Here is a 12,886-nt window from a genome sequence, read left to right as displayed (position 1 = left end):
TCTGCACAATGCGGGCGGCAACCACAACACCCACTTCGAACCGGGCTCCGTTTGCACCCGCCGAAGCGAGGGGCCAGCCCCTCGCGCTCCCCGAGGTATTTGGAAAGAGAAGAAGCCAGATTCGACCGGACCTTCTTCTCTTTCAAAATACCTCAGGGGGGGTCCGGGGGGACAGCGTCCCCCCGGCTTTGGGTCTCATCAGTCCAGCAGGATCTCGACGATCGGCGGCCAGATCAGCAGTACCGACAGGGCCAGCATCTGGATCGCGATGAATGGCAGGAAGCCCTTGAAGATGTCGGTCAGCGAGATGTGCGCGGGTGCCACCGACTTCAGGTAAAAGGCCGCTGGGCCGAATGGAGGTGACAGGAAACTGACCTGCATGTTCATACAGAACACCACCCCGAACCAGATGCCCACGTTCTTCGGGTCCAGCGTGCCCAGCCAGCCGAGTTCTTCGACAGGCAGGCGCAGCACGATGGGCAGGAACACCGGCATCACCAGCAGCACGATGCCGACCCAGTCCATGAACATGCCCATGATCAGGAAGATCAGCATCATCACGAGGATGATGGTCATCGTCGGCATGTCGGCCCCCACGATCAGGTTCGCCACATAGCGCGGCCCGCCCGCAAGGGTGTAGGCCGCCGCAAGCGAGGCGGCGCCGATGGTCACCCAGATGATTGTGCCGGTCGACTTCAGCGTGCGCATGACCGAATCCCACACGATGTCGAAGGTCATCTCGCGCCGGATCAGCCCGATCACGAAGACCGCGATCACGCCCATGCCGGCGGCCTCGGTGATGCCGGTGATGCCGCCGTAGATCGACCCAAGCACCACCCCGATCACCACGATCGGCGCAACAAGGCCCTTGCCCATATGCCAGCCGGCCTTGGTGCGCTCGACGCCGAAGACCACGAAGATCAGCGCCAGCCCCAGCACCCCCGCGCCGATCAGCCACGGCAGGTCCGAGGGCATGCCAAGCGGAATGGGATCCTCGCCCTCGACCAGAACGGTCGCGCCGGTCAGCAGGAAGAACAGCGCGCGCAGGGTCAGCACGGCGCTGGCCAGCACCACCAGGCAGGACAGGAAGCCAAGGAACATCTGGAACTTCTGCCCGCCCGCCGGTTCGCCTTCCTTCGGCTCGGGCAAGGGCGCCTGTTCCGGGCGCAACTGGGTGCGGATTATGATGTAGACGATGTAGAACGACGCCAGCATGAAGCCCGGCAGGAACGACGCGGTGAACAGCGCCTTGATCGAGGTTTCCGTGACAAGCCCGTAGAAGATCAACACGATCGACGGCGGGATCATCGTGCCCAGCGAACCGCTGGCACAGATGGTGCCGATGGCGAGGTTCTGGTTGTAGCCCAGCCGCAGCATCTGCGGCAGCGCGATCAGGCCCAGCAGCACGACCTCGCCGCCGATGATGCCGGACATCGCCGCCATGATCACCGCCATGATCGAGGTCACGATCGCGATGCCGCCGCGCGCCCGGCTTAGCCAGACGTTCAGGGACGAATACATGTCACGCGCGATGCCGGACCGTTCCAGCAATGACGCCATGAATATGAACAACGGCACCGATATCAGCGAGTAGTTCGTCATTTGCCGATAGACAGACTGGGTCAGTACGGCGAGCGGTCCGCGCCCGAAGTCGCCGAACAGAAGGTCCGGTCCGAATTTCAGCACAAGCGTCACCACGGCCAGGAAGGCCGAGGCAAAGCCCAGCGGCATGCCGATCGCCAGCAGCGCGAACATCGCCAGCAGCAGGATCAGCGAAAGGGTCCCGATATCAACCATTCCTGGTGTCCTCTCTCAGGGTGGCCTTGATGTTCTCGATCTCGGTCTCGTCGATCTCGTCGGCGGGCGAGTGGTGCTCGGGCGCCTTGTTCCAGTCCGCGATCAGGTTCGACAGCGCCTGGATCGCGACCAGCGTGATGATGACGAGGATGCCCAGCTTGATCGTCGCGGGGATGGGCGGATCCCAGGCTGTGCCGAAGGCCTCCATCCGCAGGATCTTGTCGCGCGCCTCGTTATAGCCGCCCCAGACCAGCGAGACGGCGAAGATCCAGATCAGCAGGACCGAGATACAGTCCGCCGTCTTCTGCGCCCAGCGGGGCATGATGTCGTAGATAATGTAGATCCGGATGTGGCTGCGCTGCTGCATGGCGTAAAGCCCCGCCAGCAGGAACAGAAAGCCTGCAATCCATAGCGACATCTCGTTCGCCCACAGCGTGGGTTTCTCGAACAGGTAGCGGGCGCAGACCTCGTAGAACATGACCACGACGATGAACACGACCGACAGCATCGCCAGCCGCCCGCAGATCAGCGAGACGATGTCGAAGAACCCCGCGGGTTCCGTCTCGATCGAGCCGCGTGTGTCGCTGAGATAGACCGAGGCCAAGACCAGCGACAGCGCAAGCGCGATCAGCATCGCCGCCACCACCGGCCGCCCGGCGGGGCGCAGCATCTCGTACATCCCGACATCGCTATAGCCGAAGATCTGCCCGAGGATCAGATAGGCCGCGATCAGACAGGCCAGCGCCGTCATCCCGATGGCCGCCATCCTGACCGGGCCGCGCAGCGAACCGAGCCAGACGCTCTGTTGTTCCATGAAAACCTCCACCACGGCGCGGTTCCGCGCCCTTCCCGTTCAACGGGCGCTGTCGCCGCGCCCTGTCGAAAACGGCGAGCCCGTTCCCGGGGCTCGCCGAAGTGTCGTGGTCAGTCGCGACGCATCGCGGCTTAGTTCGTCTCGGAGACGAGACCCAGCTGACGCAGATAGTCCATGTGGCTTGCGACCAGCGCCTCGGCTTCCGGCGAAGTGGCGAACTCGGGCCAGGTGGCCTGCGCCGCGTCACGGAAGGCCTGCAGGTCTTCGTCGGACCAGGCGTGGATGGTGACACCCTGTTCCTTCAGCTGTGCGACGGCCTCGGCGTTGGCCTTCTCGAAGGTCAGCGCGGTGCGCAGGGCCAGCGATTCCATCGCGACCGACATGATGCGGCGGTGATGCTCGGGCATCCCGTCCCAGACGGCCTTGTTGCAGGTCAGGTGGTCGGACGGCATCGAGTGGAAGCCCGGGAAGTTGGCGTGCTTCACGATGTCGTACAGGCCCATGCCCATGTTGTTGGCGATGCCCGACGCGTCGGCGCCGTCGATGATGCCGGTTTCAAGCGCGGTGAAGATCTCGGTGAAGTCCATCACGATGGGCGATGCGCCCAGCTTTTCGAAGATCTTGGTTTCCATGCCCGGGGGCGACCGGAATTTCCAGTCCTTGAAGTCTTCGGCGTTGCGGATCGGCTTGGACGACGCCAGCGATTCCTGGCCATAGACCCACCAACCGACCAGCTGCATGCCGTACTGGTTGTACAGGTCCTGCGCCGCGTCGAGACCGCCGCCGTAGTACAGCCAGCTCAGCTGCTGGTACGGGGTCGAGTAGCCGCCCATGATGTCGCCGACGAACTGGAACGCGGGGTTCTTGCCGGTCTGATAACCGCCGCCGGTCATGTCGCAGTCGATGATGCCGTTCGACGCCGCGTCGAAGGTCTCGACGGTGGCCACGACCGAGGACGAGTAGAACATCTCGATCTCGATCTCGCCGTTCGACATGGTCTGGACGTTGTCGATGTATTCCGCCGCCAGCTTGCCCGAAACGGTCTCGGGGGCATAGTGCGTCTGGATACGAAGCGTGGTGCTCTGCGCCAGTGCGGTCGAACCGGCAAGCGCAATGGTCCCAGCGGCAAGCGCCGCCTTGCAAAACGTGTTCATAGGTCTCCTCCCAGTTTCCGGCGCGCTCCGGGCTCCCCCCCGTTGCCGCCAACACCCGTGTTGTAGCAACCCGAACGCGTCACGCAAACAAAAAGTCTCCAATCTGCGAAATTTTGAAATTTATTTGCAATGTCAAATTTTCTGTTTCAATCTTGCTCAAGTTCCGTGCAACCACCCACGAAGAGCGCCCCTTGAAGCAACAGACCCCGGATATTCTGCGACAGATGCGCGACCGGATGATCATGGCGCACTACCGGCTTGGCCAAAAACTGCGGCCAACTGACGTGGCGGCGGACTTCAACGTCTCGGCCAATACGATCCGCGAGATCCTGTTGCGGCTGGCATCAGAAGGGCTGCTGGACTACGAGGAACAGCGCGGATTTCGCGTCGTCGCCGGATCGGACCAGCTGCTGCACGACGTGACCGAGTTTCGAATCGTGCTGGAACAGGCCGGGGTCGAACGGTCGATTGCCCGCGGCGGCATCGAGTGGGAAGCCCAGATGACCGCGGCGCATCACAAGCTGTCGCATATCGAGAACCGCATCCGCCGCACCGGCGACGTGGTCGGCGTCCTCAAGCACTGGAGCGATGCCGAACTCGAATTTCACCTGTCGCTTATGGGCGCCGCCGAGATGCCGGTCCTGCAGCAGAATTTCCGTACCATCTATGCCCGGTTCCGCCAGCAGATCGTGTCCCCCGACCGCAGCTACGCGCACCGCGACGGCAACATCGTCGAACACCAGCGCATCCTCGAAGCCGCGCTCGACCGCGACGTCGCCGCCAGCCGGGACGCGATCCACAGCCATCTTTGCCGGAACCTGCTGCCGACGCCGGACACCGCCCCCCGCATGTCAGAGACGGGCTGAGGGTGCGCCTTTATGACGGCCGCGTACGAGGGGCCAGCCCCTCGCGCACCCCGGGATATTTCCGGACCAAAGACGGGGCGGACCGCCCTGCTTCTTCTCTTCGGAAATACCTCGGGGGAGTCGCGCGGACCGCGCGACGGGGGCAGCGCCCCCATCGCTCGGCCCGAGGCGCACGCCCTCAGTCGGTCAGGTAATCCTCGATATAGGCGCGCACGATGGCGTCGAAATCGGCATCCGCCCGGAACCCCAGCGCCAGCGCCCGCGCGGGGTCGAAGTCACGGGCCCAGCCGCCGACGATCCGCTGGATCGTCTCGTTCGGTTCGTGCCGGATCAGGGCCACCGCCTTGTCGCCGGCCGCCGCGCGCAGGGACTCGATCTGCTCGGCCACGGTGCAGCTGACCCCCGGCATCGACAGCGCGCGGTTGTCGCCCAGCAGCGCGGTGTCCAGCCCCGCGGCGTGGATCAGGAAGCCGACGGCGGCACGGGGCGAGGCGTGCCAGTGGCGCACCGACTCGTCCACCGGCAGGATCGCCTCCTGCCCGTTCAGCGGTTCGCGGATGATGCCCGAGAAGAAGGACGACGCGGCAAGGTTCGGCTTGCCGGGGCGCACGACGATGGTGGGCAGCCGGATCGAAACAGCCTCGACGATGCCGCGGCGGCCAAGGTCGTTCATCATCAGCTCGGCGCAGGCCTTCTGGGCGCCATAGGACGTTTGCGGCGTCAGTGGCTGATCGTCCGGGATCTGGTCCGGGAACGGCGGTCCGAACACCGCGATGGACGATGTGAACACCACCCGCGGCACATAGGCGCCGCCGGACACGCGGTGCTCTTCTTCCAGCTTCATACCGAAGTGCAGGAAAGCCGCACCGTTGATCAGCCAGCCCTTCTGGAAATCCGATTCCGACTCGCCCGACACGATCGCCGCAAGATGGAAGATCACGTCGTAGCGCGCCGCCACCAGCGCATCGATGTCGGCGAAATTGCCAAGCTGGCCGACGATCCGTTCCGCCGCCGGTGCGCCGCCCTCGGGATAGGCCATGTCGAACAGCGTCACCTCGATGTCGGTGTCCCCGTCCAGCCCCTCCACGCTCAGCCGGTGGGCCAGTTTCTGGCCGACCATGCCGCCGCCACCGATGATCAGAACCCTGCGCATTGCCACTCTCCTCCGCGTGTCGTGTCATTCGCCGGCGACCCTAGCTTTTTGCAAAGCTTTGGAATAGGCCTGATGTGCGCTAACGGAAACCGGACCGGATGCGCCCGATCCGACTAGCGTTCCATTGGGAGGAAATGCATGACGAAACAACGCCTTGAGGGCAAGCGCGCGCTTGTGACCGCAGCGGGCCAAGGGATCGGGCTGGCCTCGGTGCTGGCGATGGCCGAGGCGGGCGCGACGGTGTTCGCGACCGACGTGAACGAGGGCGCGCTGGCCGAAATCGACCATCCGAACATCGAGACCTTCGCGCTGAACGTGCTTGACGACGCAAGCGTGAAAGCCGGGATCGAGAAGGCGCAGCCGGATGTCCTGTTCAACTGCGCGGGCTACGTGCACAACGGAACGATCCTCGAGGCGACGGACGACGACTGGGATTTCGCGTTCGACCTGAACGCCAAGGCGCAGTTCCACACCATCCGCGCGGCGCTGCCCGGAATGCTGGAACGCGGCGGCGGTTCGATCATCAACATGTCCTCGGTGGCCTCGTCGGTCACCGCGCCGCCCAACCGATTCATTTACACCGCGTCCAAGGCGGCCGTGGTCGGCATCACCAAGTCCGTCGCGATGGACTATGTAACCAAGGGCATTCGCTGCAACTGCATCTGCCCCGGCACCGTCGACAGCCCTTCGTTGCACGAACGCCTGAAGGCGACGGGCGACTACGAAGCGGCACTGGCCGCCTTCAACGCACGCCAGCCGATGGGCCGCATCGCCCGGGCCGAGGAGATCGCCGCACTGGTCGTCTACCTTGCATCCGACGAGTCCAGCTACACAACAGGTCAGGCGCACGTCATCGACGGCGGCTGGTCGATCTGACGGGGACGAAAGAACATGACCGACAAACCGAAACTGCGTTCTCGCCACTGGTTCAACAACCCGGACGACCGCGAGATGACCGCCCTGTACCTTGAGCGGTACCTGAACTACGGCCTGACCCGCGAAGAGCTGCAGTCCGACAAGCCGATCATCGGCATCGCCCAGACCGGCAGCGACCTGTCGCCCTGCAACCGCCACCACATGGAACTGTCCAAGCGCGTGCGTGACGGCATCGCGGCGGCCGGCGGCACCACGATGGAGATCCCGGTTCACCCGATTCAGGAAACCGGCAAGCGTCCGACCGCGTCGCTCGACCGCAACCTTGCCTATCTAAGCCTCGTCGAATCGCTGTTTGGCTACCCGATCGACGGCGTCGTGCTGAACATCGGCTGCGACAAGACCACCCCTGCCCTGCTGATGGCCTGCGCCACCGTGGGCATTCCCGCCATCGCCTTGTCGGTCGGCCCGATGCTGAACGGCTGGTTCCGCGGCGAGCGGACCGGGTCCGGCACCATCGTCTGGAAGGCGCGCGAACTGCACGCCGCGGGCGAGATCGACGACGACCAGTTCATGGAACTGGTGGCCTCGTCCGCGCCCTCGACCGGCTACTGCAACACGATGGGCACCGCGACCACGATGAACAGCCTCGCCGAGGCGCTTGGCATGCAGCTTCCCGGCTCTGCCGCGATCCCGGCGCCCTACCGCGAGCGCGGCCAGATCGCCTATCAGACCGGCAAGCGCATCGTCGAAATGGTCGAGGAAGACCTGACGCCGAAGAAGATCATGACCCGCGAGGCGTTCGAGAACGCGATCGTGGTGAACTCGGCCATCGGCGGCTCGACGAACGCGCCGATCCACCTGAACGGCGTCGCGCGGCACCTTGGTGTCGAACTGGACAACGACGATTGGCAGCGGCTGGGCTACAAGGTGCCGCTTCTGGTGAACCTGCAGCCCGCCGGTGAGTATCTGGGCGAGGATTATCACCGCGCAGGCGGTGTTCCGGCCGTGATCGCCGAACTGCTGGAAGCCGGGCTGCTGCCGCACCCCGACGCGCTGACCGCGAACGGCAAGTCGATGCGCGAGAACTGCGAAGGCAAGCGGTCGATCAACACCGACGTGATCAAGACCGTCGACGCGCCGATGCTGAAGGACGCGGGCTTCCTGAACCTCAAGGGCAACCTGTTCGACAGCGCGATCATGAAGACCAGCGTGATCTCGCAGGAATTCCGCAGCCGCTATCTCGAGAACCCGGACGACCCGATGGCCTTCGAGGGCCGCGCGATCGTGTTCGATTCGATCGAGGACTATCACAAGCGGATCGACGACCCTGCGCTGGACATCGACGAGAACTGCATCCTGATCATGCGCGGCGCAGGGCCCATCGGCTATCCCGGCGGCGCCGAAGTCGTGAACATGCGCCCCCCCGCCTACCTGCTGAAAAAGGGCATCAAGGCGCTGCCCTGTGTCGGCGACGGGCGTCAGTCCGGCACCTCCGGGTCGCCCTCGATCCTGAACGCCTCGCCCGAGGCGGCGGATGGCGGCGGCCTTGGACTCGTGCAGACCGGCGACCGCGTGCGGATCGACCTGAACAAGTGCACCGCGGACATGGACGTGCCGGCGGATGAACTGGCGAGCCGCGCCGCTGGGTTGGGAACGCACCCCTACGCGCCGGACAGCCAGTCGCCGTGGCAGGAAATCTTCCGCGAAAAGGTCGAGCCGTTCTCGAAAGGCATGACCCTGAAGGGGGCTGACGCCTACAAGGACATCGCCCGCAAGTACACGCCACGCGACAATCACTGACCTGATACACACCTGAATTTTCGATGAAGATTCGCCGACCACCGGCGAAATGAGAGGAGACTGACCATGAAACTGTGCCGCTACGGAGCCCCCGGCGAAGAAAAGCCCGGCCTGATCGACGCCGACGGCAACCTGCGCGACCTGTCGCCCCACGTGCCCGACATCGCGGGCAACGCGCTGTCCGACGAAGGGCTGGCCCGCCTGCGCGGGATCGACGTGAACTCGCTGTCGATCGTGCAGACCAAGCCGCGCTTCGGCCCCTGCGTCGGCGGCACCCGCAAGTTCATGTGCATCGGCCTGAACTATTCCGACCACGCCGCCGAAACCGGCGCCGACATCCCCGAGAACCCGATCCTGTTCATGAAGGCCATCTCGGCCATCGTGGGCCCGAACGACGACGTGGTGATGCCGCGCGGCTCGACCCACACCGACTGGGAGGTCGAACTTGGCGTCGTGATCGGCAAGCCCTGCAAATACGTGTCCGAGGAAGACGCTCTGGACTACGTCGCGGGCTACTGCACGATCAACGACGTGTCCGAACGCCACTTCCAGGCGAAGATCTCGGGCCAGTGGACCAAGGGCAAGTCCTGCGACACCTTCGGCCCGACCGGCCCGTGGCTGGTGACCCGCGACGAGATCGAGGACGTTCAGAACCTCGACATGTGGCTCGACGTGAACGGCAAGCGGATGCAGACCGGGAACACCAACACGATGATCTTCACCGTGGCGCAGATCATCAGCCACCTCAGCCAGCTGTTCACGCTGGAACCGGGCGACGTGATCTCGACCGGCACGCCTCCGGGTGTCGGCATGGGCATCAAGCCCGAGCCGGTCTACCTGAAGGAAGGCGACGTGATGGAGCTGGAAATCGCCGGTCTCGGCAAACAGCGCCAGACCGTGAAGGCCGACGCATGAGCGGCGGGCCGGACGCCATCGTTCTGGGCACCGTGACCGATCGGATGCGCGCCCGGCTCGATGAGAAATTCACTGTTCATGCCGTCGGTACGGACAGTGTCCCGGAGGCGCTTCTCGGCGCCTCCTACATCTGCTGCGGTCAGGGCGGCGCGTCCGTCCGGGCCGACCTGATCGACGCCATGCCCGAGCTGAAGATCATCTCGAACTTCGGCGTCGGCTACGACAACGTCGACGCGGCGCACGCGGCGTCGAAGGGCGTGGTCGTGTCGCACACGCCCGACGTCCTGAACGACGAGGTCGCGAACACCGCGATCCTTCTGATGCTCGCCTCCGCGCGCAACTTCCGCCATGACGAAGACTGGGCCCGGTCCGGAACGTGGGAAAAGCAAGGCGCCGCGCCGCTCTCCCGCTCGGTGAAGGGCGCGACCGTCGGCATCCTCGGTCTGGGCCGTATCGGCGAGGCGCTGGCCGAAAAGCTCGGCGTCTTCGGGGTGACGGTTGTCTACCACAACCGCTCTGAAAAGCCGGTGCCGTACACGTACTATGGCGATCTCGTCGAGATGGCCCGCGACGCGGACATCCTGATCTCGGTCGCCCCCGGCGGCGCGTCGACGCATCACATCGTGAATGCCGAGGTGCTTAAGGCGCTGGGACCCGACGGTCTTCTGGTCAACGTGGGCCGCGGCAGCGTGGTGGACGAAACCGCCCTCGTTGCGGCGCTGTCCTCGGGCACGCTCGGCGCGGCCGCGCTGGATGTGTTCGAACACGAACCCAAGATCCCCGATGCGCTGAAGACGATGGACAACGTCGTGCTTCTGCCCCACGTCGGCAGCGCCACCGTCGAGACCCGCGCCGCGATGGGCGACCTCGTGGTCGACAACCTTATCGCCATGCTCGAAACCGGCAAGGCGCGCACGCCGGTGCCGGAATGTCGCGACATCTGATCGATGACGGAAGCGAGGGGCCAGCCCCTCGCGCTCCCCGAGGTATTTGAAAAGAGAAGAAACAGGACGGTCTGGTCCCTTCTTCTCTTTCAAAATACCTCGGGGGGAGTCGCACCTTGGGTGCGACGGGGGCAGCGCCCCCGCTGCCGGTCAGGGCCGCGCGTCCGGCCCGAGGTCTTCCTCCAGCCGCGCCATGAAGCCCTGCGTCTTCAAGCCGGCGGGGATCTGCGGGCAGATCCGGACCTCGATGATTCCGGGGCATCTCAGCCACGATCCGTAGGGCCAGAGATCACCCGAGTTCAACGTCACCGGGACGCAGGGCACGCCCATCTGCCGATAAAGCACCGCGACGCCAGACTGCAACCGGTCGCGCCGCTCGGGGTGGCGGGTGCCGGACGGGAAGATCAGCACGCTTCGGCCCGCCTTCGCGGACGCCTTTGCCGCCGCGAACGATCGCCGCGCCGCGGCAAGATCGCCGCTGCGATCGATGCCGATGTAGCCAAGCTTGCGCGCGATGGCCCCGGCAATCGGATAGGTCAGGATCTCCTGCTTCAGCATCACCGCCGGGTTGCCCAGCCGCACCGGCAGGAACAGGGTCTCCCACATCGCTTCGTGTCGGGCCGCCACAAGGCAGGGGCCGTCCGGCAGGTTCTCTGTCCCGGTCAGTCGAACCCTTTGGCCGCAGACGACCCGCAGAAGCCAGAGCTGTATCGCGACATAGGCGCGGACCACCGGCCAGCACCATGATCGCGGGGCGGCCAGAAGCACGATGGCCGGGAAGAACAGCAGGGACACGACGACGCGCAGCACGATATACGCCGTTGTCCGTGCTCTGACGCTCGCCAGTGAGTGGCTTGGGCTGGTCATGGGTCCTGCATTTCCGGCGCCGGTGAGTGAGCCAAGGCGCCGCGCCTTATCGCGCAGTGCGCGTGGCGGTGCAACGTCGGCTGACGTGCGGTGGCGCGGGCGGGGTGCGAGGATCAGACGGTCTCTGCGTCCGGCAGCACCGGGGCCGCCGCGACGAGGGCGCGGGTGTATCCGTTGTCCGGCGCGTGAAGCACTTGCGCCGTCTCGCCTTGTTCCACGATCTTGCCGGACTTCATCACCAGCACCCGGTCGGTGATCGCGCGGACCACCGACAGGTCGTGGCTGATGAACAGATAGCTCAGACCGAAGCGGTGCTGCAGGTCGGCCAGCAAATCGAGGATCTGCGCCCGGATCGAAACGTCCAGCGCGGAAACCGCCTCGTCGAGGATGACAAGGCCGGGGCGGATGACGATGGCGCGGGCGATGGCGATGCGCTGTCGCTGGCCGCCCGAGAACTCGTGGATGAAGCGGCTGCCATCTTCGGGGGTCAGCCCCACGGCCTTCAACGCCTCGGCCACGCGCCTGCGGCGTTCGTCCGCCGGGACGGGGTGCAGGTGAAAGGGTTCCGCCACCAGCCGCGACACCTTCTGTCGCGGGTCGAACGAGCCGTAGGGATCCTGAAACACCACCTGCATCCGGCGGCGCAGGTCGGACGGCACCCGGCCCGCCACCACGGCCTGACCGTCAAGCTGTACCGCACCGCCCTGCAACGGCTCCAGCCCGAGGATCGCGCGGGTCAGGGTGGACTTGCCGCAGCCCGACTCGCCCACAAGCCCGACGCTTTCGCCAGCCGCCACCGTCAGCGACACGCCGTCCACCGCGCGAACCGGGTCCGACCCGCCGAACAGTCCCCGCCGGCGGCCCGGATAGACGCGCACAGCGTCGCGCACGTCCAGCACGGGCTGTCCCTTGGGGCGCGCGGCACGCTTGGGGACGTGTCGGCTGTCTTCGAAAAGTCGCGCGGTATAGGGATGCGCGCGGGCGCGGAACAACTGCCCGGTGGGGCCCTGATCCACCACCTCGCCGCCGCGCATGACCGCGACGCGATCCGCCAGTCCATGGACGACGGCAAGATCGTGGGTGATCAGCATCAGCGCCATGCCCTCGTCCGCCACGAGGTCCTTCAGCAGCTCGAGGATCTGCGCCTGCGTCGTGACATCCAGCGCCGTCGTGGGTTCGTCCGCGATCAGCAGTTTGGGCCGCAGCGCCACCGCCGCGGCGATGCAGACACGTTGGCGCTGGCCGCCGGACAGCTCGTGCGGATAGCGCGACAGCGGCACGCGGGCGGGGTCGAGCCCGACGCGGGCCAGCCGTTCCTCTGCCATTGCGCGCGCGCCGGACCGGTCGGCGGCGCCATGCACCAGCAGCGTTTCCGCCACTTGGTCCCCGATGGTCTTCAGCGGGTTCAGCGCCGTCATCGGCTCTTGGAAGATCATGCCGATGTCGCGCCCGCGCAGCGCGTTCAGGCGGCGCTCGGGTTCGGTCAGCAGGTCGCGGCCCTCGAACGCGATCCGCCCGGACAGGCGCGCGCCGCGGGGTTCCAGCCGCAGCACCGACAGCGCCGTCATCGACTTGCCAGAGCCGCTTTCGCCCACGATGCCAAAAACCTCGCCCGGCGCCACATCGAACGAGACGTCGCGCAGGATCTGCGCGTTCCCGATCCGCATCCACAGGCCATCGACCGTCAACATGGGCGCGGC

General features: G+C 65.6%; 11 protein-coding genes. 5 read left to right on the top strand and 6 right to left on the bottom strand.

Annotated features, from left to right (window positions below):
* Positions 1–198 precede the first annotated feature (198 nt).
* From P1K30_RS11330 to P1K30_RS11320, 3 genes are all read right to left on the bottom strand, one after another.
* Positions 199–1,797 (bottom strand): TRAP transporter large permease, encoded by a 1,599-nt coding sequence (locus P1K30_RS11330; protein ID WP_275632849.1) that lies wholly within the window; start codon positions 1,795–1,797, stop codon positions 199–201.
* The gene (locus tag P1K30_RS11325; RefSeq protein ID WP_275632848.1) at positions 1,790–2,611 is read right to left on the bottom strand and encodes a TRAP transporter small permease subunit; all 822 of its coding nucleotides are present in this window, start codon (positions 2,609–2,611) and stop codon (positions 1,790–1,792) included. Before P1K30_RS11325 ends, P1K30_RS11330 begins: the two co-directional genes overlap by 8 nt.
* 131 nt (positions 2,612–2,742) lie before the next feature.
* Positions 2,743–3,765 (bottom strand): TRAP transporter substrate-binding protein, encoded by a 1,023-nt coding sequence (locus P1K30_RS11320; RefSeq protein ID WP_275632847.1) that lies wholly within the window; start codon positions 3,763–3,765, stop codon positions 2,743–2,745.
* 191 nt (positions 3,766–3,956) lie between these two features.
* Here P1K30_RS11320 and P1K30_RS11315 point away from each other — a divergent pair, with 191 nt between their 5' ends.
* Positions 3,957–4,631, top strand: a complete 675-nt coding sequence (locus P1K30_RS11315) for a GntR family transcriptional regulator (protein WP_275632846.1) — start codon at positions 3,957–3,959, stop codon at positions 4,629–4,631.
* Positions 4,632–4,809: 178 nt separating this feature from the next.
* Here P1K30_RS11315 and denD read toward each other — a convergent pair whose 3' ends face one another.
* Positions 4,810–5,784 carry a D-erythronate dehydrogenase gene (denD, locus tag P1K30_RS11310; RefSeq protein WP_275632845.1) on the bottom strand — a complete coding sequence of 325 codons (975 nt, stop codon included), beginning with the start codon at positions 5,782–5,784 and terminating at the stop codon, positions 4,810–4,812.
* Positions 5,785–5,922: 138 nt separating this feature from the next.
* Here denD and P1K30_RS11305 point away from each other — a divergent pair, with 138 nt between their 5' ends.
* From P1K30_RS11305 to P1K30_RS11290, 4 genes are all read left to right on the top strand, one after another.
* The gene (locus P1K30_RS11305) at positions 5,923–6,660 is read left to right on the top strand and encodes an SDR family oxidoreductase (protein ID WP_275632844.1); all 738 of its coding nucleotides are present in this window, start codon (positions 5,923–5,925) and stop codon (positions 6,658–6,660) included.
* 15 nt (positions 6,661–6,675) lie between these two features.
* Positions 6,676–8,460, top strand: coding sequence for an IlvD/Edd family dehydratase (locus tag P1K30_RS11300; RefSeq protein ID WP_275632843.1), 1,785 nt, complete (start codon positions 6,676–6,678; stop codon positions 8,458–8,460).
* 66 nt (positions 8,461–8,526) lie between these two features.
* A complete protein-coding gene (locus P1K30_RS11295; protein WP_275632842.1) occupies positions 8,527–9,375 on the top strand; it encodes a fumarylacetoacetate hydrolase family protein in 849 nt (282 codons plus the stop codon).
* Positions 9,372–10,319 (top strand): 2-hydroxyacid dehydrogenase, encoded by a 948-nt coding sequence (locus P1K30_RS11290; protein WP_275632841.1) that lies wholly within the window; start codon positions 9,372–9,374, stop codon positions 10,317–10,319. The genes P1K30_RS11295 and P1K30_RS11290 overlap by 4 nt, the downstream gene beginning before the upstream one ends.
* A gap of 150 nt (positions 10,320–10,469) precedes the next feature.
* Here P1K30_RS11290 and P1K30_RS11285 read toward each other — a convergent pair whose 3' ends face one another.
* Together P1K30_RS11285 and P1K30_RS11280 are read right to left on the bottom strand one after the other, a co-directional pair.
* The gene (locus P1K30_RS11285) at positions 10,470–11,186 is read right to left on the bottom strand and encodes a lysophospholipid acyltransferase family protein (RefSeq protein WP_275632840.1); all 717 of its coding nucleotides are present in this window, start codon (positions 11,184–11,186) and stop codon (positions 10,470–10,472) included.
* Between the two features lie 113 nt (positions 11,187–11,299).
* A complete protein-coding gene (locus P1K30_RS11280) occupies positions 11,300–12,877 on the bottom strand; it encodes an ABC transporter ATP-binding protein (RefSeq protein ID WP_275632839.1) in 1,578 nt (525 codons plus the stop codon).
* Between the last annotated feature and the right edge of the window lie 9 nt (positions 12,878–12,886).

The sequence above is a fragment of the Psychromarinibacter halotolerans genome (assembly GCF_029168315.1).
In the GTDB taxonomy this organism is placed as follows: Bacteria; Pseudomonadota; Alphaproteobacteria; order Rhodobacterales; family Rhodobacteraceae; genus Psychromarinibacter; species Psychromarinibacter halotolerans.
This window is presented reverse-complemented; position numbering and strand designations above follow the sequence as displayed.

Excerpts from the sequence above, each read along its gene's own strand:
- P1K30_RS11330 (WP_275632849.1), bottom strand. The coding sequence starts at position 1,797 with ATGGTTGATATCGGGACCCTTTCGCTGATCCTGCTGCTGGCGATGTTC.
- P1K30_RS11325 (WP_275632848.1), bottom strand. The coding sequence starts at position 2,611 with ATGGAACAACAGAGCGTCTGGCTCGGTTCGCTGCGCGGCCCGGTCAGG.
- P1K30_RS11320 (WP_275632847.1), bottom strand. The coding sequence starts at position 3,765 with ATGAACACGTTTTGCAAGGCGGCGCTTGCCGCTGGGACCATTGCGCTT.
- denD (WP_275632845.1), bottom strand. The coding sequence starts at position 5,784 with ATGCGCAGGGTTCTGATCATCGGTGGCGGCGGCATGGTCGGCCAGAAA.
- P1K30_RS11305 (WP_275632844.1), top strand. The coding sequence starts at position 5,923 with ATGACGAAACAACGCCTTGAGGGCAAGCGCGCGCTTGTGACCGCAGCG.
- P1K30_RS11300 (WP_275632843.1), top strand. The coding sequence starts at position 6,676 with ATGACCGACAAACCGAAACTGCGTTCTCGCCACTGGTTCAACAACCCG.
- P1K30_RS11295 (WP_275632842.1), top strand. The coding sequence starts at position 8,527 with ATGAAACTGTGCCGCTACGGAGCCCCCGGCGAAGAAAAGCCCGGCCTG.
- P1K30_RS11290 (WP_275632841.1), top strand. The coding sequence starts at position 9,372 with ATGAGCGGCGGGCCGGACGCCATCGTTCTGGGCACCGTGACCGATCGG.
- P1K30_RS11285 (WP_275632840.1), bottom strand. The coding sequence starts at position 11,186 with ATGACCAGCCCAAGCCACTCACTGGCGAGCGTCAGAGCACGGACAACG.
- P1K30_RS11280 (WP_275632839.1), bottom strand. The coding sequence starts at position 12,877 with ATGTTGACGGTCGATGGCCTGTGGATGCGGATCGGGAACGCGCAGATC.